The 18,203-nt window shown below is 67.1% G+C and carries 19 protein-coding genes; 10 read left to right on the plus strand and 9 right to left on the minus strand.

The window, feature by feature from the left end; translation table 11 throughout:
• Positions 1 to 51: 51 nt before the first annotated feature.
• Genes H8F24_RS01415 through H8F24_RS01425 form a run of 3 tightly spaced genes read left to right on the plus strand, consistent with a single transcriptional unit; the run spans position 52 to position 3,719 of the window.
• Positions 52 to 1,089 carry a glutathione S-transferase C-terminal domain-containing protein gene (locus tag H8F24_RS01415; RefSeq protein ID WP_197170644.1) on the plus strand — a complete coding sequence of 346 codons (1,038 nt, stop codon included), beginning with the start codon at positions 52 to 54 and terminating at the stop codon, positions 1,087 to 1,089.
• Positions 1,076 to 1,729: a DUF2301 domain-containing membrane protein gene (locus H8F24_RS01420; protein WP_197156964.1), complete on the plus strand. Its 654-nt coding sequence runs from the start codon at positions 1,076 to 1,078 to the stop codon at positions 1,727 to 1,729. The genes H8F24_RS01415 and H8F24_RS01420 overlap by 14 nt, the downstream gene beginning before the upstream one ends.
• A gap of 31 nt (positions 1,730 to 1,760) precedes the next feature.
• On the plus strand, positions 1,761 to 3,719 hold the full coding sequence (locus H8F24_RS01425) for an ABC-F family ATP-binding cassette domain-containing protein (protein ID WP_197170645.1): 1,959 nt from the start codon (positions 1,761 to 1,763) through the stop codon (positions 3,717 to 3,719).
• Here H8F24_RS01425 and H8F24_RS01430 read toward each other — a convergent pair.
• Positions 3,693 to 4,193: a hypothetical protein gene (locus tag H8F24_RS01430; protein WP_197170646.1), complete on the minus strand. Its 501-nt coding sequence runs from the start codon at positions 4,191 to 4,193 to the stop codon at positions 3,693 to 3,695. The two genes, H8F24_RS01425 and H8F24_RS01430, sit on opposite strands and share 27 nt — an antisense overlap.
• Before the next feature lie 139 nt (positions 4,194 to 4,332).
• On the opposite strand from H8F24_RS01430, the gene H8F24_RS01435 reads away from it, so the two are divergent.
• The gene (locus H8F24_RS01435) at positions 4,333 to 4,551 is read left to right on the plus strand and encodes a Calvin cycle protein CP12 (RefSeq protein WP_197170647.1); all 219 of its coding nucleotides are present in this window, start codon (positions 4,333 to 4,335) and stop codon (positions 4,549 to 4,551) included.
• Between the two features lie 247 nt (positions 4,552 to 4,798).
• On the opposite strand, the gene cgtA is transcribed toward H8F24_RS01435, so the two are convergent.
• Positions 4,799 to 5,791 (minus strand): Obg family GTPase CgtA, encoded by a 993-nt coding sequence (gene cgtA / locus H8F24_RS01440; RefSeq protein ID WP_197156969.1) that lies wholly within the window; start codon positions 5,789 to 5,791, stop codon positions 4,799 to 4,801.
• Between the two features lie 92 nt (positions 5,792 to 5,883).
• Between cgtA and H8F24_RS01445 the strand changes: the two genes are divergently transcribed.
• Positions 5,884 to 7,131 carry an ABC transporter ATP-binding protein gene (locus H8F24_RS01445; RefSeq protein WP_197156970.1) on the plus strand — a complete coding sequence of 416 codons (1,248 nt, stop codon included), beginning with the start codon at positions 5,884 to 5,886 and terminating at the stop codon, positions 7,129 to 7,131.
• Positions 7,132 to 7,159: 28 nt separating this feature from the next.
• On the opposite strand, the gene H8F24_RS01450 is transcribed toward H8F24_RS01445, so the two are convergent.
• From H8F24_RS01450 to H8F24_RS01465, 4 genes are all read right to left on the minus strand, one after another.
• Complete coding sequence (locus tag H8F24_RS01450; protein WP_197158895.1) at positions 7,160 to 9,604, minus strand: endonuclease MutS2; 2,445 nt, start codon at positions 9,602 to 9,604, stop codon at positions 7,160 to 7,162.
• On the minus strand, positions 9,604 to 10,035 hold the full coding sequence (locus tag H8F24_RS01455) for a VOC family protein (RefSeq protein WP_197156971.1): 432 nt from the start codon (positions 10,033 to 10,035) through the stop codon (positions 9,604 to 9,606). The genes H8F24_RS01450 and H8F24_RS01455 overlap by 1 nt, the downstream gene beginning before the upstream one ends.
• Positions 10,036 to 10,106: 71 nt before the next feature.
• Positions 10,107 to 11,102, minus strand: coding sequence for a porphobilinogen synthase (gene hemB / locus H8F24_RS01460; RefSeq protein WP_197170648.1), 996 nt, complete (start codon positions 11,100 to 11,102; stop codon positions 10,107 to 10,109).
• Between the two features lie 64 nt (positions 11,103 to 11,166).
• On the minus strand, positions 11,167 to 12,147 hold the full coding sequence (locus tag H8F24_RS01465; RefSeq protein WP_197158896.1) for a DnaJ C-terminal domain-containing protein: 981 nt from the start codon (positions 12,145 to 12,147) through the stop codon (positions 11,167 to 11,169).
• A gap of 149 nt (positions 12,148 to 12,296) precedes the next feature.
• Here H8F24_RS01465 and H8F24_RS01470 point away from each other — a divergent pair, with 149 nt between their 5' ends.
• Positions 12,297 to 12,713, plus strand: a complete 417-nt coding sequence (locus tag H8F24_RS01470) for a hypothetical protein (RefSeq protein WP_197170649.1) — start codon at positions 12,297 to 12,299, stop codon at positions 12,711 to 12,713.
• 6 nt (positions 12,714 to 12,719) lie between these two features.
• Here the strand turns inward: H8F24_RS01470 and H8F24_RS01475 are convergent, their stop codons facing one another.
• On the minus strand, positions 12,720 to 13,382 hold the full coding sequence (locus H8F24_RS01475; protein ID WP_197156974.1) for a GAP family protein: 663 nt from the start codon (positions 13,380 to 13,382) through the stop codon (positions 12,720 to 12,722).
• Positions 13,383 to 13,567: 185 nt separating this feature from the next.
• Between H8F24_RS01475 and H8F24_RS01480 the strand changes: the two genes are divergently transcribed.
• Both H8F24_RS01480 and H8F24_RS01485 read left to right on the plus strand, forming a co-directional pair.
• Positions 13,568 to 14,992 (plus strand): glycoside hydrolase family 10 protein, encoded by a 1,425-nt coding sequence (locus tag H8F24_RS01480; RefSeq protein ID WP_197170650.1) that lies wholly within the window; start codon positions 13,568 to 13,570, stop codon positions 14,990 to 14,992.
• 261 nt (positions 14,993 to 15,253) lie between these two features.
• Positions 15,254 to 15,871, plus strand: a complete 618-nt coding sequence (locus tag H8F24_RS01485) for an AAA family ATPase (protein WP_197170651.1) — start codon at positions 15,254 to 15,256, stop codon at positions 15,869 to 15,871.
• A gap of 106 nt (positions 15,872 to 15,977) precedes the next feature.
• Here the strand turns inward: H8F24_RS01485 and H8F24_RS01490 are convergent, their stop codons facing one another.
• Both H8F24_RS01490 and H8F24_RS01495 read right to left on the minus strand, forming a co-directional pair.
• Positions 15,978 to 16,406, minus strand: a complete 429-nt coding sequence (locus H8F24_RS01490; protein ID WP_197170652.1) for a hypothetical protein — start codon at positions 16,404 to 16,406, stop codon at positions 15,978 to 15,980.
• Positions 16,407 to 16,730: 324 nt separating this feature from the next.
• Positions 16,731 to 17,063 (minus strand): hypothetical protein, encoded by a 333-nt coding sequence (locus H8F24_RS01495; protein WP_231598014.1) that lies wholly within the window; start codon positions 17,061 to 17,063, stop codon positions 16,731 to 16,733.
• Between the two features lie 165 nt (positions 17,064 to 17,228).
• On the opposite strand from H8F24_RS01495, the gene H8F24_RS01500 reads away from it, so the two are divergent.
• Together H8F24_RS01500 and H8F24_RS18940 are read left to right on the plus strand one after the other, a co-directional pair.
• On the plus strand, positions 17,229 to 17,522 hold the full coding sequence (locus H8F24_RS01500; protein WP_197170653.1) for a PepSY domain-containing protein: 294 nt from the start codon (positions 17,229 to 17,231) through the stop codon (positions 17,520 to 17,522).
• A gap of 256 nt (positions 17,523 to 17,778) precedes the next feature.
• Positions 17,779 to 18,021 carry a hypothetical protein gene (locus H8F24_RS18940; protein WP_231598015.1) on the plus strand — a complete coding sequence of 81 codons (243 nt, stop codon included), beginning with the start codon at positions 17,779 to 17,781 and terminating at the stop codon, positions 18,019 to 18,021.
• Positions 18,022 to 18,203 lie beyond the last annotated feature (182 nt).

Genomic DNA, 18,203 nt, shown 5'->3' on the forward strand with positions numbered 1-18,203 from the left:
CCCAGCCTGGCGCAGCGCTGGCCGAGAGTTGGAACTGTTCGCTGCCATCCCATGCGCCCCCCCGCCCCCGTGGTGCAAGCGGTTCGCCAGGTCTGGGAATGGCAGTGGCGTCAGCTGATGGGCGGTCTGGGGCCGGCTGATGCCGAGGGCAACTACCGGCGTCCGGCCGCCGCCTACGGCCAGCTGCCCCCCCTGCCGCCGCGGGCCGGCGAGGCTGGCCACCACGTGCTGATCGTGGGCCGCAGCTGCCCCTGGGCCCACCGGGCCTGGCTGGTCTGGACCCTGCGCCAGCTGGACGCCACGATCACGCTGCAGGTGGTGGAACCCGACCGACGGGGAGGGCGCTGGTGCTTTACAGAACCCTTCGAGGGCTGCTCCACCCTGGCGGAGCTTTACCAGCGCCGTGCCCCTGGCGCCAGCGCAGCGCCGGCCCACGGACCCGCCACGGTGCCCTGCCTCTACAGCCGCACCGAGGGGCGGATCCTGGTGAACGAAAGCGCGGTGCTGATCGAGCTGCTCAATCAATGGCCCGCACCTTCCAGCGCCTGCGATCTGGCTCCGGCGTCGCACTCCAACCTGATCCAGGAGTGGCGAGAGCGGCTGCAGCACAGCGTCAACGATGGCGTGTACCGCTGCGGATTTGCCCGCAACCAGGCGGCCTACGACCGGGCCGAGGCAGCCCTGTTCAGCACCCTCTGCGCCGCGGATGAGGTCCTCGCCGCGGCCGAAGCCAAGCTGCCGCCAGCTGCCGGGAACCCAGGCCCCTGGCTCTGCGGCGGCAGCGAGCCCTCCCTGGCGGACGTGATCCTGTTTCCCACCCTGATCCGCCTGGAGCTCGTCTACGCGCCCCTGTTCGGCTGCAGCCGCCTGCCGCTGTGGCAGTTGCCGGCCCTGTGGCGCTGGCGCCAGCGCTTCTACGGCCTGGCCGGTGTGGCAGCCACCTGCTGGCCGGAGCACTGGCGGGCCGATTACTTCGGCAGCCTGTTTCCGCTGCACCCCTCCGGCATTGTCCCGGCAGGCCCGGCCCTGGCCACACTGGTGAACGGCACCCCAGCCGTTTCCTGCCAGAGGATCGATGCAGAGTCCTGATGCCGTCCACGAGGGCTACTACGGCCCCTACACCATCACGGCCGACGACCGCCGTGAGGTGCTGGGCTATCGGCTCGCCCTCACGGCCGTGGCCATCGGCCAGCTGGGCCTGCTGCTGCAGTGGCGCCAGTGGGGACCGGATCTGGTCTGGCCCTGGCTGCTGGTGATGGCGGCGGGCCTGGGGCTGGCCCTGCGCTGGATTCACATCTATCTGCGGCCCCTGCACCGGGCCCTGCAGGTGTTCTGGCTGCTGGGCTGCCTGGGCGGAATCGCGCTGGCCGCCCAGGCCGGTGCCAGCGCCATGCTGCCGGAGCTGGCACGCCAGCCGCTCTGGATCCTGGCGATCGGCCCCTTCTTCGCGGCCCTGGCCGGGGTGGGCTTCAAGGAGTTCTTCTGCTTCCGGCGGCCCGAAGCCATCGGTGTGACCCTGCTGCTGCCGCTGGCCCTGCTGGGCCGTCTCAGTGGCCTGCTCGATCCCGGCGCCACGGTGGCGCTGCTGGCAACCGAAAGCGCCCTGCTGCTGCTGTTGTGTCTGCGCAAATTCCCGATGCCGGCCGCTGCGGATGTGGGCGACAAGAGCGTGTTCGAGGAGATGGAGCGGCAACGGCAGGCCCCGGCGGCCGACGGCTTGCGAGGCTGAACACCGGCCCGCCCCGCAGCCCACCTGACCCATGAGCCTGATCAGCCTGGTGGATGCCGGCAAGGACTTCGGCATCCGCACCCTGTTCGAGAACCTGACCCTGCATGTGGGGGAGCGGGAGCGGCTCGGGCTGATCGGCCCCAATGGCGCCGGTAAATCCACCCTGCTACGGGTGCTGGCCGGCCTCGAACCCCTGGGCAGCGGCGAGCGGCGCTGCGCCAGCCGAACCCGGGTGGTGCTGGTGGACCAGGACCCCGTCTTCGATCCCGAGAACACCGTGCTCGAGCAGGTCTGGGCAGACTGCGGCGAGAAGGCCGACCTGCTGCTGCGCTACGAGCAGCTCAGCCATGCGGTGGCGGCCAATCCCGAAGACGGAGCGCGGCTGGCTGAGCTCAGCGACCTCCAGGCCCAGCTGGACCGCAGCAACGGCTGGCAGCTGGAGCAGCAGTGCCGCGAGGTGCTGCAGCGGCTGGGGCTGGGCGACGGCCACCAGCGGCTCGGTGATCTGTCCGGTGGCTTCCGCCGGCGGGTGGCCCTGGCGGCCGCCCTGGTGGCCGAACCGGACGTGCTGCTGCTCGATGAACCCACCAACCACCTCGATGCCCACGGGGTGGAATGGCTGCAGAGCTATCTGGGCCGCTTTCCCGGTGCGCTGGTGCTCGTCACCCACGACCGCTACGTGCTCGACCGGGTGACCCGGCGGATCGTGGCCGTGGAACAGGGTGAAGCCCGGCCCTACGAGGGCAATTACGCCACCTATCTCAAGCACCGGGCCGAGGAGGAGGCCTCCGAAGCCGCCACGGCCGCGAAATTCAAGGGCACCCTGCGGCGCGAGCTGGCCTGGCTGCGCCAGGGCCCCAAGGCCCGCAGCACCAAGCAGAAGGCCCGCCTGCAGCGCATCGAGGCCCTGCGGGAGACGCCGCCGCGCCAGGGTCGCGGCCAGGTGAGCCTCACCACCAACAGCCGGCGCCTCGGCAAACGGGCGATCACGGCCGAGGATCTGTGCGTGAGCAGCGTCGAAGGGGAGCAGGGCCGCACCCTGCTGCGCCAGTTCAGCTACGACTTCAGCCCCGAAGACCGGGTGGGGATCATCGGTCCGAACGGTGTCGGCAAATCCAGCCTGCTGGAGGTGATCGCCGGTCGGCGGCAGCCCAGCGGCGGCAGCCTGGAGCTGGGCAGCACCGTGAAGCTGGCCTACTTCGATCAGCACAGCGATGTGCTGCTGCAGGCCAGCGCCGACGGCACACCGGCCCTGGAGCGCAAGGTGATCGATGTGGTGAAGGATGCCGCCAGCCGCGTGGACGTGGACGGGGTGGAGCTCAGCGCCTCGCAGCTGCTGGAACGGTTCCTGTTTCCACCGGCCCAGCAGCATCAGCCGGTCAGCAAGCTCTCCGGCGGTGAGCGGCGGCGCCTGCACCTCTGCCGGCTGCTGATCGAAGCGCCGAACGTGCTGCTGCTCGATGAACCCACCAACGACCTCGACGTGCACACCCTCAGCGTGCTGGAGGACTTCCTCGAAGACTTCCGCGGCTGTGTGGTGGTGGTGTCGCACGATCGCTACTTCCTCGATCGCACCGTGGATCGGCTGTTCAGCTTCGAAGACGGCGAGCTGCGGCGTTTCGAGGGGAACTACAGCGCCTACCTCGAGCGCAGAGATCAGAGCGGACGCGGCCAGGCGCCTGCAGACCAATCCCCACCGGAGCCCGTTTCCGCCACTCCAGCGACCCAGGCCGCCGCGGCCCCAGGGACCAGCGCAGCCGCACCGAAGCGGGCCCGCCGCCGCAGCTTCAAGGAGAACCGCGAGCTGGAAGAGCTGGACAGGAATCTGCCCCTCTTCGAGGAGCGCCGCCGCGACCTGGAGCAACGCCTCGCCGGGGGCGGCGAGGATTACACCGCCCTGGAGAGCCTCACCCAGGAGCTGGCCGAGCTGATCGAGCGGATCGGAGCGGCGGAGGAGCGCTGGCTAGAGCTGAGCGAGCTGACAGCCTGAGCGGCGGCGACGGCGGGGATGGGCCATCTCCAGACCGATCGAACCCGCCGAACCGGTTTCGGCGCCGCGGGGCGGCAAGCCGCAAACCGGGCCGAGGGGTTCCGGCAAACGCCAGGGCTGGGCGCGAACCGGTGCACCAGCAGCCTCAGCCAGCTTCATGGCCGTGGGTTTGTAGTCGTCGGCTCCACGGTGGAGGGCCATCTGATCGCCCATACGGCGCAGATAGAGGTCGTGCGCCCAGGCGACCAGGCCGTGCTCGTAGGCCTCACAGGCCGCCTGCGGCGACGGGAATCGCTGACTCACCAGGCCACTGGGAGCACACTGCTTCCACTCCAGGATCTCGCCGAAAATGAGGCCCCGCCGCCATTGGCGCTGCTCGGAGAGATAGCAGTGATGCTCCGGGCCATTGATCCAGAACAGGCGACCAGCTTCATCGATGAAATGGCGGCCCAACCGTTGCCTGATGCGTGCCATGCGCGTGCGCTCCACTGGCTACGCCCTTGCTGATAGCCACGTTGCGGCAGATCAGCAGCAGCGCACAGAGACCCACCGATGCGGTTGTGGCCCGTAAGGTGGAACCGATGATCTCCGGTGCGCCACGGCCGGCATTTGCATGAACACGATCGACGAGCACATCCAGAAGGATCAGACTGAGCTCGAAGCGGCCCGTGCCTCCGGCGACCTCGCCAAGCTGCGTCACCTCGAGGGCGAACTTCACGATCTGCAGGAATACAAGGAGCACCACCCCGAAGAGAGCAAGGATCCAACCTCCCTGGAGGTGTATTGCGATCTGAACCCTGAAGCCCCCGAATGCCGTGTCTACGACGACTGAGGCTTGTCCAGGCTGAGGCTCATCCAGGCTCAGTCATCACGCAAGCACCTGCTGCATTCCCCTGATCCTTGACTGGGGGATCCTTCGTTCTGGGGGCTTGAATTGCTTTGAAGCCCCACAGCGCCTGCCGTTGTGGGGCTTTGCCTTCGGAGCGCCCCTGATAGAGCCTCCGCCGTCAGAGCCTGCGCCCATGGAGCAGCCTCGAGCCGAGCAACGTCCAGCAGCTCAAACCCAGATCAGGGGCCGCTCAGCCCACGCCCAGTGCCTGCCACACGGCCTGCTTGAGGGGCTCCAGTCCCTGGGCCATCGCCGCCGAGATCGTCAGCACGGGCTGGCCGAGGCGAGCTTCGATCCGCAGGCGCAGCGCCTCCAGCTCCTCGGGATCGAGCAGCTCCAGCTTGTTGAGCACCACCAGCCGCGGCCGTTCCGACAGGCCGTGGCCATAGGCCTTGAGCTCTTCCTCCACCACGGCCAGATCCCGCTCCACATCAGGAGCACCGACATCGACCAGATGGAGGAGCAGGCGGGTGCGCTCGATGTGGCGCAGAAAATCGTGACCCAGGCCCGCCCCCTGGGCTGCGCCGGCAATCAGGCCGGGGATGTCAGCAAAGACTGTGCCATCACCGGTGGGGCGGCGCACCACACCCAGATTGGGCACCAGGGTGGTGAAGGGGTAATCGGCGATTTTGGGCCGGGCTGCGGACAGCACCGAAATCAGAGTGCTCTTGCCGGCATTGGGCAAGCCGATGATGCCCACTTCCGCCAGCAGCTTGAGCTCGAGCTGCAGCGGCCAATGCTCCCCCTCCTTGCCTTCGGTGAACTTCTCGGGGGCCCGGTTGCGGTTGCTGAGGTAGTGCGCGTTGCCGAGGCCACCGCGGCCACCGGCGGCCACCAACAACTCGTCGCCGGGTTCGGTGAGATCACCCAGCAGGATGCCGGTGCGCAGGTGACGCACTTCGGTGCCACAGGGCACCTTGATCACCAACGGCGATCCACTGGCGCCGGTGGAACGGTTGGGCCCACCACGGCGGCCGTCATCGGCGGCGAACAGCCGCTTGTATTTGAAGTCGAGCAGGGTCTGGAGGTTGCTGTCCGCCACCAGCAGCACATGGCCGCCACGGCCACCGTCGCCTCCGGATGGCCCACCAGCCGGCACATACTTTTCACGGCGGAAGGCCACGATGCCGTCGCCACCGCGCCCGCCCTGAACGGCAATGCGGGCCTGATCAATGAATTGCAAGGGGGACGGGCAAGGCGAACGACGCTGCCGGAACTCCGCAACCGGGACCTCCGCGATCGACAACCCTAGGATCGCCGGGTCGCAGGGCTGGTTTGGCCGAGGTTCGATTCCAGCAGGTCAGCAAGACCTATCCGCCGCGGCGCGGAAGTGAGCCCGTCTCTGTGCTGCGCCAGCTGGACCTGGCCATCGCCGACGGTGAATTCCTGGTGCTGGTGGGCCCCTCCGGCTGCGGCAAAAGCACCCTGTTGCGGCTGCTGGCGGGCCTGGAGACCCCCAGCGGTGGCGAGATCTATGTGGGCGGCAATCCGGTGAGCCGGCTGCGGCCCGGCCAGCGTGACGTGGCCATGGTGTTCCAGAGCTACGCCCTCTATCCCCACCTGAGCGTGGCGGACAACATCGGCTTCGGTCTGCGGCGCAGCCGCCCCCGCAGCGCGCCCCAGCAACTGCAGGACGCCCTGCACCGGGCCAGTCGCCAGCTGCCGCCCCTGCTGCGGGTGCCCTCCGAGCGCGAGGAGCGGATCGAACGGCGCATCGCCGAGGTGGCCGAGACCCTGGAGCTGGAGCCGCTGCTGCAGCGTCGTCCCAAGGAGCTATCGGGCGGCCAGAAGCAGCGGGTGGCCCTGGGGCGGGCGATTGCACGCTCGCCGGCGGTGTTCCTGATGGATGAACCGCTCAGCAATCTCGACGCCAAACTGCGCACCGGCACCCGCGCCCAGATCGTCGAGCTGCAGCGACGCCTTGGCACCACCACCCTCTATGTGACCCACGATCAGGTGGAGGCGATGACCATGGGCCACCGCATCGCCGTGCTCAACGCCGGCCGGCTGCAACAGCTGGGCACGCCGATGGAGCTCTACCAGTGGCCCTCCAATCTGTTTGTGGCCCAGTTCATCGGCAGCCCGCCGATGAATCTGCTGCCGGTGATCGCCCTGGGCGGGGATCAGGTGCAACTGGGCTCACGCCGCTTTCTGGTGGAGGGGCCGGTCACCCAGGCCCTGGCCGCCCATGCCGAGAGCGCCTCAGCCAGCAGCCTGACCGCTGGACTGAGGCCGGAACATCTACGGCTGGCCCCCGCCACCAACCGCAACCTGCCGGCCGAGGTGACCCATCTCGAGGCGCTCGGCAACGAGCAACTGATCAGTTGCCGGTTGCAGGAGACCAGCCATCTGGTGCTGTTGCGGGCCGATCCCTCACAGCACCTGGCTCCGGGCCAGACCATCCACCTGGAGGTGGAGCCGACCGGCTGGCGGTTCTTCGATGCCTCCGGCGAGGCCCTGCCCATGCCCCTGCCGGTCCCCATGGACCACGAGCCGAAGCTTCCAGACGTCGGACGGATCTGATGGCTCCAGCCTGATCACCCAAGCCCGATCACCGGGGCCAGATCACCGTGCAGCCCTGGCCGCCGTCACCCTGCTCCGCGTCGCCCACCCGCTCCACGTAGGGCACACCGGCCAGCCACTCGCGCAGCCCTCGTTTGAGCCGGCCTGTTCCGATGCCGTGGATCACCCACACCGGGCCATTGGCACCGCGCAGGTGTTCCTCCACCGCCGCCTCGGCTTCATGGACGCGCATCCCCCGCACGTCCACGGTGTTGCCCTCGGTGCGCACATCCGGCCCGCGGCTGGCGGGCGAGCGGCGGCTGCGGATCTGCACCACGGCAGCGGCAGGCTCCGGCAGGGTGGGTTTCTCGCCATGCAACCCCTCGATCGCCGTCAGATCGACGGTGAGCCGCAGCACACCGCAGCGCACGTTGAGTTCGCGGCCATCGCCTGAGATGGCCAGCACTTCGGCGGCCTTGCCCAGGGCCAGGAGCCGCACCCGATCGCCCACCATGGGCTGCCAGCCGCGATGGTCACGCCGCTCGGGCTGGGGCCGGTGCTGCCGCTCCAGGGTCTTGAGCCGCTGCCCCGCCTGGCGGGCCGTTTCCCCCAGGCTGGCCGCAGAACCACCGCCATCGCGGGCCGCCCCCTGCCGCAGCCGGCGAATGATGCGGCGCACCTCCTTCTGGCCGTCGCGAATCGAGTGCTCCAGCTCCAGCCGCCGCCGCTCCTGCAGCTCGGCGGTCTGCTCCTTCTGCTGCTGCCAGCGCAGCAGCAGCTCCTCATGCAGCAGCTCGGTGCGGGCCAGCAGGGCCGCCGCCTCTTCCGCCGCCAGCTGCTGACGCTGGCGCTCATCCTCGAGACCTTCGATCACCCGGTTCACCTCGCCTTCACCGGCCGGCTCGAGCTGGGCCGCCGCCGCCTGCACCACCGCAGGCTCCAGACCCAGACGGGTGGCGATCGCCAGGGCATTGCTGCGCCCCGGGATGCCCCATTGCAGCCGGTAGGTGGGCGAGAGGGTCTCCACGTCGAAGGCCACCGAGGCGTTCTCGAAGCGCGGATCGCCGTATTTGAGGGCCTTGAGCTCACCGAAGTGGGTGGTGGCGATCGTGAGCCGGGCCCGATCCGCCAGATGCTTGAGCAGCGCCGCCGCCAGGGCCGACCCCTCCTGCGGATCGGTGCCGGCCCCCACCTCATCGAGCAACACCAGCGAAGCGCCCGCATCCTCGGGGCCGAGGGCCGCGAGGATGCGGGCGATACGGCGGATGTGGCCACTGAAGGTGGAGAGGCTCTGCTGCAGCGACTGCTCATCGCCGATGTCGGCCAGCACCTGGGCGCACCAGGGAAACCGGGGAGTGCCGGAGCAGGGCAGAAACAGACCGGCTCGCGCCATCAGGGCCGCCAGCCCCACGCTTTTGAGCGTCACCGTTTTGCCGCCGGTGTTGGGGCCGGTGATCGCCACGACGCGCAGGTCGTTGCCCACGGTGAGGCTCACCGGCACCACCGGCGCGCCAGCCTCGCGCCGCTCCTGCCAGAGCAGCAGGGGGTGGCGCAGCTCACGCAGCTCGAAGGCCGCTTCTGGATCCTCGAGCAGCTGGGGCCGCACCGCCCCGAGCCAGGCGCCATATCGGGCGCGGGCCAGGGCGGCATCCAGCTGGACGAGCACCGCCTGGAGGTGCTGCAACGCCGCAGCTTCCTCGGCCACCGCTGCGCTGAGCTGCCGCAACACCTCCCGCTCCAGGTCCCGTTCCTGACCCTCCAGCTCGCGGATGCGGTTGCCGAGGGCCACCACGGCCTGGGGTTCCAGGAACACCGTCTGACCCGAGGCGGAGCTGTCATGCACCAGGCCGGGCAACTGGCTGGCCGCACCGGCCTTCACGGCCAGCACGGGCCGACCGTTGCGCTCGCTGATCACCGTGTCCTGCAGGAGAGCGGCATGGCGCCGCAGCAGATCCTGAAGTCGCTCGCGCCGCTCGCCACGCACTCCCTGCAGCTGGCGTCGCAGACCGGTCAGGGGGGGACTGGCCCGATCCGCCACCCGGCCACCCTCCTCCAGGCAGAAATGCAGGCGCTGCTCCAGCTCGGGCAGGGTGCGCAGCCCCGCCACCAGAGCCGAGCTGGTGGGCCGCAGCTCCGGATCCTCGATCTGCCGCCGCAGGCGCCTGGCCGCCGCCAGGGTGGAGGCCACCAGCAGCAGGGATTCGCCATCGGCGGTGCCCTCCTTGGCGCAGAGCAGCACGGTGGCGGCGATGTCACCAACCCCCTGAAAACTGAGCCCACCCTCCACAAGACCATCGAGGCCGAGCAACTCGGTGGTTTCTGCCAGCAGACTCTGACTGGCGGCGCAGCTCGGCGCCAGGGGCAGATCGAGGCAATGGCTGCGGCCGGCCGCCGTGCTGGCGAAGCTGGCGACATGGCCGGCCAGGCGCGGCCACTCCAGCAGCTCCAGCGTGTCGTGCTGCACCGCCGACTGGGGCGCACTGGGGGACTGGATCAACTGCGCTCAGCCGCCAGCGGCGGCACGGGAATCGGGGCCTGGCCCGGCACGTTGGAGGGGATGCCGGCGGCTGGCTCGTAGAGCATCTCCAGCCAGTTGCCCTCGGAATCCTGAAAGTAGAAGGACGCCGTGCCGTCGCGGTGGTCATGCACCGGCCCCACCGGATGACCGGCCGCCGCCAGGCGGGCATGGGCCTCCTCCACCTCGCAGCGCTCACAGAAGTGGAAGGCGACGTGGGGACCGGCCGCCTTGTAGCTGGGGCTCAGCAGGGCAATGCCGTCGCCATTGCGGGGGTTCTGGAGATAGGCCCAGTCGTCGGCCTCCCAGGTGAGCCGAAAACCAAGCGAGCCATAGAACGCCGTGGCACGGTCCATGTCCTGCACCCGCAGGGCCACGTGACCGAGGCGGTGGGTCGCCGACTGAGCCATGGAACCTGCCGGAACTGTTGCTGGCTTCATTCTCGGCCTTGCCAGGGTGGACTGTGCCGTGGGGTGCTGGGTCAGCGCAGCCAGGCCGCCGCATCACAGGCGTGATAGGTGAGGATCAGATCGGCACCGGCCCGCTTGAAGCAGAGCAGGGTTTCCAGCACCACGGCCCGCTCGTCGATCCAGCCCCGCTCCGCCGCCGCCTTGACCATGGCGTATTCGCCGCTCACGTTGTAAGCGGCGATCGGCAGTTCGGTTTCGCCCCGCAGCCGATGGATGATGTCCAAATAGGCCAGGCCGGGCTTCACCATGAGGATGTCGGCGCCTTCCTGCTCATCAAGCAGGGCTTCGGTGAGGGATTCACGGCCATTGGCCGGGTCCATCTGATAGGTGCTTTTATCCTTGGGAATCGGCTTGCTGTTGGTGGCGCGGGGCGCCGAATCGAGCGCCTCGCGGAAGGGGCCGTAGTAGGCGGAGGCGTACTTGGCGGTGTAGCTGATGATCCCCACATGCTCGAAGCCCTCCTCATCGAGGGCCTCGCGGATCGCACCCACGCGGCCGTCCATCATGTCGCTGGGGCCGATCAGGTCGGCGCCGGCGCGGGCCTGGGCCACGGCCTGGCGGCAGAGGATCGAGACGGTCTCGTCGTTGAGCACCACCCCCTCGGCGCTGACGATGCCGTCATGGCCGTCGCAGGAATAGGGATCGAGGGCCACGTCCGTCATGATCGTCATGCCGGGGTGCACCTCCTTCAGCCGGCGGATGGCGCGAGGGATCAGGCCGTGCTCGTTGAAGCACTCGGCGCCGTCCTCGGTCTTGAGGCCATCGGCCACCTTGGGGAAGAGCACCACGCAGCGGATGCCCAGATCCCAGGCGCGGCCCACCTCCTGCACCAGACCCTCCAGGCTCCAACGCTGGCAGCCGGGCATGGCGCCGATCGGCTCGTTGGTCGCCCCCTCATGCACGAACAGGGGATAGATGAAATCAGCCGCTGCCAGATGGTGCTCACGCACCAGGGCCCGCAGCGCAGGGGTGCGGCGCAGCCGGCGGGGGCGGTAGGAGAGCTCCATGGACGGAAACGGGCTGGCCGGATCCTACGGATCAGGGATCTGCACCACTGCCGTGGTGGAACCCTCAGAGCTTCGCCGACTGGATCCAGCCGCTGCGGGGATCGGCACTGCGGGCCTGCCGCAACTGCTCCAGCAAGCTGCGCTCCTCGGGGCTGAGCGCCTCAGGAAGCTTGAGTACGGGTGTGAGCAGCAGGTCACCGCGCCCCCCCTTCACCGGCCAGCCCTTGCCCTTGAGGCGGAGGCTGCGGCCCAGGGTCATGCCGGGTGGCACCTGGACGGCAGCCTCGCCATCGGGCGTGGCCACGCGCACCTCACCGCCGAGGGCCAACTCATCGAGGCTGAGGGGCAGCTCGGCCCGCAACTGATCCCCATCCAGTTTCCAGACGGGATGCTCCTGCAGCTGGAGCTGCAGGTAGAGATCGCCGCGGCGCCCCGTGCCGGGCTGGAGATTGCCCTTGCCCTTGAGGCGCAGCCGGCTACCGGCCTTCACACCGGCAGGAATACGCACCTGGACCCGCTCCTCGTTCACCGCGAGGGTGCGTTCGCAGCCGCGAAAGGCCTCGCTGTAGGTGAGATTGAGGCTGGCTTCAGCATCGAGATTGGCGGCGCCGCCCCGGGCCGTGGCAGCACCGGGGCCAGGAAAGCCACCCCCGAAGCCTCCGGGGAAACCGGAGCCGAACCCGAAACCTCCCGGCGCCCCGCCGGAACCGCCAAAGCGACCGAGCAGATCGTTGATGAAGTCGTCGAAATTGCCGTAACGGCCGAAGTCGACATCCATGCCGGGCCCACCGCCCCCTGCGGGCCCTCCCACCTGGCTCCAGTACTGACCGAACTGCTCGTAGCGCCGCCGCTTGTCGGGATCGGAGAGCACTTCATAGGCCTCACTCACCTCCTTGAAGCGAGCCTCTGCGCTCTTGTCTCCGGGATTCACATCCGGGTGGTACTGCCGTGCCAGCCGCCGAAAGGCCTTCTTGATGGTGTCGGCATCGGCACCGCGCTCCACGCCCAGAACCTTGAAGTAGTCGCGGTAGCCGTTGGCATTCATCGCAGCGCAGGCAAGTCGGAACAACGGCCGGCCCCAGTGTCTCAGCCACAGCCCATGCTGTGCGGCCTCTGGGTGGGCGGAAGGCCGAACGCGAGTCCTGTGCATGGGAGGCCACCGTTCCTAAGCTCGTGCAAGCCCAGGTTTCGTCCATGTTTTCTCGCGGCACCCTGCGCTCCGGACTGCTGGTCGGCCTCAGCACCGTGCTGGTGGGCATGGCCAGTGCCGGCAGCGCTCCCTCCGGCAAGGCCAGCACCACCCCCAGCCTTGGCGAGGCCCTTTACGCTTCGACCGCCGAACAGAAGGCCCTCACCGAACACCTGCGTGCCAAGGGCGTTCTGTTCTACGGCGCCTGGTGGTGTCCGGCCTGCTTCAAACAGAAGAGCCTCTTCGGCAAGGAAGCCGGCAATCGCCTGCCCTATGTGGAGTGCGACAAAGACGATGCCGGCCGTCAGCGCTGCATCAACGCCAAGATCCGTGCCTTCCCCACCTGGGAGATGGCTGGCAAGCGGCTTGAGGGCGTGCAGACGATCGAGCGATTGAAGCTGTGGAGCGGCTACGGCCGTTGAGGAACCTCAGAGGCCGCTGACGCCCTTCAACCCCAGGAATCCTGCAAAGCCAAAACACAGAACCGCCTGGATCTGGCGCTGACGCTGCGCCATCCAGGGCGCCATTCGATCGAGGGCTCGGCGGCCACGGGCGCCCCAGAGCCACACCAGAGCCGGTGGAGCCAGGGCGGGCAGCAGGGTGATCAGGGCCATCAGACTCACCAGCAACACTTCGGTCGGGAGTGGCGGCTGGGCGCGGGCCAGATCCTGCAGTGCTGGCAGAAACAACACCAGCGAGGTGAGGTTGGTGGCCATGCTGCCGGTTCCGATCAGCAGACCTCGGCTGAAGCTGGTGGGGGCCGGCTGCCCAGCAGCCTCAGAGGAATGGACGAGGCGTCCCTGCTGAATGGCGAGGCCCAGGGTCAACAACAGCAGCGCCAGCACGAGGTGCACCACCGCAGCCACGGGGTCAGGCCCGGGCGTGCGGGGCGGCAGGGCATGGCCCAGCAATAATCCGGCCAGGGTCCAGCCAGCCACCACCAGGGTGGCGCCAACAGCGAAACCCCAGCTGGGGCCCAGGCCTTGCGTGCTTCGGCCCAGGAGCATCACCTGCAGGATCAGCACCAATGGGCTCACTGCCGCCCCCACCGCAAGGGGCAGAATTTCAACGAGCAGGGAGAAGGACACCATCAACCCGGCATCAGGGGCATGGACGGTCGGCTCAAGGGGCTGTGCGCGGTGGTGGCAGGGCGATGGAGGGGACTCCGGGGCCCAGCCGATGGCGGATTCGATCTTGCGCCCAGAAGCTGGCGGCCGTCTGAGTCCAGCAACAGAGCAAAGCCTTAGGGTTCGTTGACCTCAGCCCACTCTCCGACATGGGCCGCCAACTCTGGGTGCTGCTGTTGCTGGCGACCTTGGGACTGGTGCTGCTCCTGCACTTCCCAGCCCGGCTTGCCGCCCAGCCGTCCACCGCAGGCGGTCCCACCGAGATCCGGGGGGTCTGGATCACCGCCAACGACATGGGAGTGATGCGGGACCGGGAGCGGATGCGACAGACGGTGGCCCAGCTGGCGGAGCTGAACTTCAACACCCTCTATCCGGTGGTCTGGAACTCCGGCTTCGCCTATTACCCCAGCCGCGTCTCGGAGGATCGCGGCCTGCAGACCTTCACCTACCGCGGGCTGCAGGGCCAGGACATCCTCGCCGAGTTGATCGAGACCGCCCACTCCCATGGCCTTCTGGTGGTGCCCTGGTTCGAGTTCGGCTTCATGACACCACCCGATTCACTCCTGGCCCGGCGGCATCCCGGCTGGCTGACCCGCACACAGGACGGCGGCCTCACCTCGATCAGCGCCGCCGGAAAAGTGTCCTGGCTCAATCCCTTCCGCCCCGAGGTGCAGGAGCTGATCACCGATCTGGTGCTGGAAATCATGGGCCAGTACGACGCGGACGGCATCCAGTTCGACGACCACATGAGCCTGCCGAGGGACTTCGGCTACGACCCCTTCACGCTGGCGCTGTACGAAAAGGAGACCAGGAAGCCGAACTCAAAGGCACCCTCCACGGCATCAGCACCTCCCACTCCACAGGATCCTGCCTGGCTGAAATGGCGGGCGGACAAGATCACGGCTTTCATGGGCCAGCTGCGGAAGGCGGTGGAGGCTCGCCGACCAGGGGCAATCTTCTCTGTGTCGCCGAATTACTACGACTTTGCCTACAAGCTGCAGCTGCAGGACTGGCTCACCTGGGTGAGACGCGACATCGCAGACGAGATCCTGATCCAGATCTATCGCCCCGATGTCGAAAGCTTTCTACCCCATCTCAGCCGGGTGGAGGTACAGGAAACCCTGCAGAAGATCCCCACCGGCATCGGCATCATGAGCGGTCAGCGCACCAGACCCGCACCGATGGACTTGATCCAGTCCCAGGTGCTGGCCGCCAGGGAACGGCAGCTGGGGGTTGCCTTCTTTTACCTCGAAAGCCTCTGGGAGCAAAGCGGCGAACCGCGGGAGGCACGGCTGGAGGGCCTGCGGCAGCTCTTCCCCACCCCAGCTCCGCGACAGCGACGGGCCCGCTCGTCGCCGCTTTCGCAGCCGGCAGCCCCGGCAAGCCTCCCGAACCAACCTGGAACACCACCTCCAGTCACACCAGTTCCCGGAACAGCAGGCCCAGGCAATGCACTGCCGGCGAGACCCCTGCCTTTGCCACCTCCCCTGCCGAGCCTGCCGGGAGCCTTCGCTCCACACGCTGCCCCGCCTCAGCCCACCACTGCATTCTCCGCAGTACTGCAGGAGGCCTGAACAGGTTGCGTGAACACGCACCAAACCTGGATCAGGGAAGGATAGACAAGGTCTGCCGGATTGGATCGACGACTTGAGGGACACAATCCCATCCCAAGTCGGAAGGCCACATGATCAGCTTCACCTCGACCAGCTTCACTTTAACCAGTTGCACTTTAATCAGCTGCACGCTGACCCAAGCAAGCTGAACGTTTGAACTACAACTTTAGAATCCGTGCTTACAATAATTTCTGACAACATCCTCCCGGCATCGTTTCTACCATGCGCATCGCCATTTCAGGCTCCCACTCACTGGGGAAATCCACCGTGGTCAGCGACTGGGCCGCCACCCATCCATCCTTTCACAAGGAGGAAGAACCGTACCGAGCACTGGGACTGCACGGCCCCTACGAGATACTGTTTCGCGAGAACTCAACACGACTGCAAAATGGAATTCAGATGTACTACAACATCTCCCGAATCCACCGCTACTCAAGCCCTGCGGATAACGTCATATTCGATCGCGCACCCGTCGACTACCTAGCCTACTCACAATACACCGCAAACCAACAAACTACCGACATTGACGATGAATTTGTCGCCTCAATGATTCCTCCCGCAAGGGAGTCTCTGGACCACCTCGACATTCTTGCATTCGTACCGAAGTCTGACACCTGGCCTGTGGCGATGGAAGAAGATGGCATCCGACCGGTGGATCATGCCTACCGTGATGATGTTGATGCCATCTTCAAGCAGATCTATCGCGAGGGGCGCTTCAATGTCATGCCGACCCAACAGGCTCCAATATTGATCGAGCTGGTTGGACCAGCAGAGCAACGACTTCATCAACTGCAGAACGCCATCCTCGAGCTTCAGCAACGCACCAAGCTCGCCGGATAAAGACGTGCGGCAGAGCCGCCGAGCCGGCAGGCTCACCTGACGATCGGGCAAATACAAGACCAGTCCCGCCCCTGGACAACAGCGCTACAGCCATACTGTTCTGGATTCATTTCCGGGCTTCTTCGTTGTTCCAGTCGTCACGTTTGAGCAGGAGGGCTGGTGTGATCACGCGCAGAAAAATCTCCATCGACCACAAAGCCATGCCAACCGAGGCCAGGTTGATCAGCCAGCCGAACACGATGAGAAGAGGGAGAATCGGCAGCGTGTCTGGTGACATCCGGGCGATGGCGAGATCCAGGCAGCCATCGAGAACGGCAAAGACTGAGGCCAGAAACATCAGGATGGAAGCTCGGTATGCGGCGGCGGCACCGATGCGGGAGGCTGTGTTGACACTGAGCAGCAAGCGGGCCACATTGACCTGAAAGTTGCCCACCACAAACAGCACCGCAAATGTGCTGAAGGTGGTGAGCTGGCGCAGTTGTGTGATCTTGCGACCCTCGATGATGAGATAAAGAGCTGCGAGAGCCCAGATCATGAACCTTGACAAGTTGGTGAGGGGCCACAGCCTCGTAGGGACACTGGCGTCTCCCTACGCCGGCATGCTGATCGAGAATGGGATCGGGGTCTTGCTTCCCAGACGGATCAAAGATCTCGAGCGGACGCAATCGGGCGGGCACTCGCGCATCGATGAGCATCTGCGCAGGATTCAGGCTCTGGGCTGCGCCCTCCTGACGCCGCGGTTACTCCGCATCGAGCAGCTCGGCCAGCGGTACGAACGTGTAGCCGAGCCGTTGCAGGTCGGGAATGATCCGGCGCAGGGCTCGGAGGGTTCGCCCACTCAGGGCCGGCGTGTCGTGCATCACCAGGATTCCGCCGGGATGGGCGTTGATCCGCACGAACCAGCGCATGAAACCCAGCGGTGGCCGCGCAGCCACTCCACCATCGGCCGGTGAAACCATCCCTGTCCGGGGCGGCACCAGCGCCAGGTGAGCCGTTCCGGCAGAGCGGCCCGCTCGATGGTGAGGGCCAATCGCCTGCGATCCGCCGCTCCGCAGAACACCACCTCCGGATGGCGCCGGGCCAGCACGGTGCGGATCAGCAGGGAGGGCAGCAGCAGCCCGAACACCACCAGATCCAGCAGAAGCATCAGGCCCAGGGCCAGCAGCAGCAGCAGCAGGGAGATCCCATCCACCGGGGTTCTCGTCCATGGCCCCCCATCCTCGGGCCCGTTCTCCCTCGCCACCCAAGCGATCAGACTTCCTACGATCCCCCGATCGGTTTCCTGGCGATGGGCTCCTCTTGCTCCCCGGATCCTCTGACCAAACACCCGATCAGGGTTCTGGCAAGCGTTTCCTCCGTGGCCACCATCGCTCTGGCGACGGCCCTCGGGCTACCGGCCCCGACCCGTGCGGACACCACCCCGGATCCGGCACGGGTCGTAGCCCAGGCCCCCGCACCTGCCATCACGATGCAGCAGGCCATCAACACAGCCACTGAGGCCGTCCCCGGGGGACGGGTGATCGAGATCGACCTCGACCGGGAGAAGGGCCGCGTGATCTGGGAGGCCCTGGTGGAGAGCTCAACGGGCCGCTTCGAGATCTATGTGGACGCCACCACCGGACAGATCGTCAAGAAAGAACGCGACGACTGACGGTCCGCATCACCGTCTTCTCGGCGCTGGGCAACTTCCGTTGGCTGATCCAGAGAAGGAGCTCATGGCCGTCAACGGTGGCATGGCTCTGCTGGCCGGCGGCGACACGATCCATCGCCATGAGCATTGAAGGCGCCCTCGCGATGCTGCAGCAACAGGAGCGCTGGCTGATGCAGCTGCGCGACGAGAGCCCCGGCATCGTGGCGCCCTGCTGCTGGAGGAGATCAGCTGGCAACCCCAGGTCTTGCATGACGCCATGGAGCACCGCATCCATCGGCGCACAGCCCATGTCTTTCATGCCGAGCTGTCAGTGCCGTTGCAACAGCTGCACCTACAGGAGGGCCAGGACATGGCGCAGGTGACAGCAGAGGAGCTGCTGTCGGGATCGATCTGGAGCGCCCGTCTTGGCAGCCGCCGCCCGCTGGCCGATGGGCTGTTGGAGGTGATGCAGGATCTACTCGGAGATACGCCCCCTGCTGGAGAGGCTGGGGCAAGGTGAATACAACAGAAGCCCGGAGCTTGGCCCCCGGGGGTTTGTCGGCTCTGCCGTGATCGTTCGATCTGAGAGTCTTGGATTGTGGGCGGAGCTGCAGACGCTGGCAGCTGGGGCCGGGGTTTCAGTGGGGTTTCCCATGGGGTCCCGGCAGAATGCCCAGGGACTGCAGACAGGCACGACCCAGC

Origin of the sequence: Synechococcus sp. CBW1002, from assembly GCF_015840915.1 — a bacterium.
Classification (GTDB): Bacteria; Cyanobacteriota; Cyanobacteriia; order PCC-6307; family Cyanobiaceae; genus CBW1002.

What these genes read in the sequence shown, in the direction of transcription:
- H8F24_RS01480 (WP_197170650.1), top strand. Translation starts at nt 13,568, where the DNA reads ATGGGCCGCCAACTCTGGGTGCTGCTGTTGCTGGCGACCTTGGGACTG.
- H8F24_RS01430 (WP_197170646.1), bottom strand. Translation starts at nt 4,193, where the DNA reads ATGGCACGCATCAGGCAACGGTTGGGCCGCCATTTCATCGATGAAGCT.
- H8F24_RS01435 (WP_197170647.1), top strand. Translation starts at nt 4,333, where the DNA reads ATGAACACGATCGACGAGCACATCCAGAAGGATCAGACTGAGCTCGAA.
- H8F24_RS01425 (WP_197170645.1), top strand. Translation starts at nt 1,761, where the DNA reads ATGAGCCTGATCAGCCTGGTGGATGCCGGCAAGGACTTCGGCATCCGC.
- H8F24_RS01455 (WP_197156971.1), bottom strand. Translation starts at nt 10,035, where the DNA reads ATGGCTCAGTCGGCGACCCACCGCCTCGGTCACGTGGCCCTGCGGGTG.
- H8F24_RS01470 (WP_197170649.1), top strand. Translation starts at nt 12,297, where the DNA reads ATGTTTTCTCGCGGCACCCTGCGCTCCGGACTGCTGGTCGGCCTCAGC.
- H8F24_RS01475 (WP_197156974.1), bottom strand. Translation starts at nt 13,382, where the DNA reads ATGGTGTCCTTCTCCCTGCTCGTTGAAATTCTGCCCCTTGCGGTGGGG.
- H8F24_RS01485 (WP_197170651.1), top strand. Translation starts at nt 15,254, where the DNA reads ATGCGCATCGCCATTTCAGGCTCCCACTCACTGGGGAAATCCACCGTG.
- H8F24_RS18940 (WP_231598015.1), top strand. Translation starts at nt 17,779, where the DNA reads ATGGAGCACCGCATCCATCGGCGCACAGCCCATGTCTTTCATGCCGAG.
- H8F24_RS01465 (WP_197158896.1), bottom strand. Translation starts at nt 12,147, where the DNA reads ATGAATGCCAACGGCTACCGCGACTACTTCAAGGTTCTGGGCGTGGAG.
- H8F24_RS01420 (WP_197156964.1), top strand. Translation starts at nt 1,076, where the DNA reads ATGCAGAGTCCTGATGCCGTCCACGAGGGCTACTACGGCCCCTACACC.
- H8F24_RS01415 (WP_197170644.1), top strand. Translation starts at nt 52, where the DNA reads ATGCGCCCCCCCGCCCCCGTGGTGCAAGCGGTTCGCCAGGTCTGGGAA.
- H8F24_RS01490 (WP_197170652.1), bottom strand. Translation starts at nt 16,406, where the DNA reads ATGATCTGGGCTCTCGCAGCTCTTTATCTCATCATCGAGGGTCGCAAG.
- hemB (WP_197170648.1), bottom strand. Translation starts at nt 11,102, where the DNA reads ATGGAGCTCTCCTACCGCCCCCGCCGGCTGCGCCGCACCCCTGCGCTG.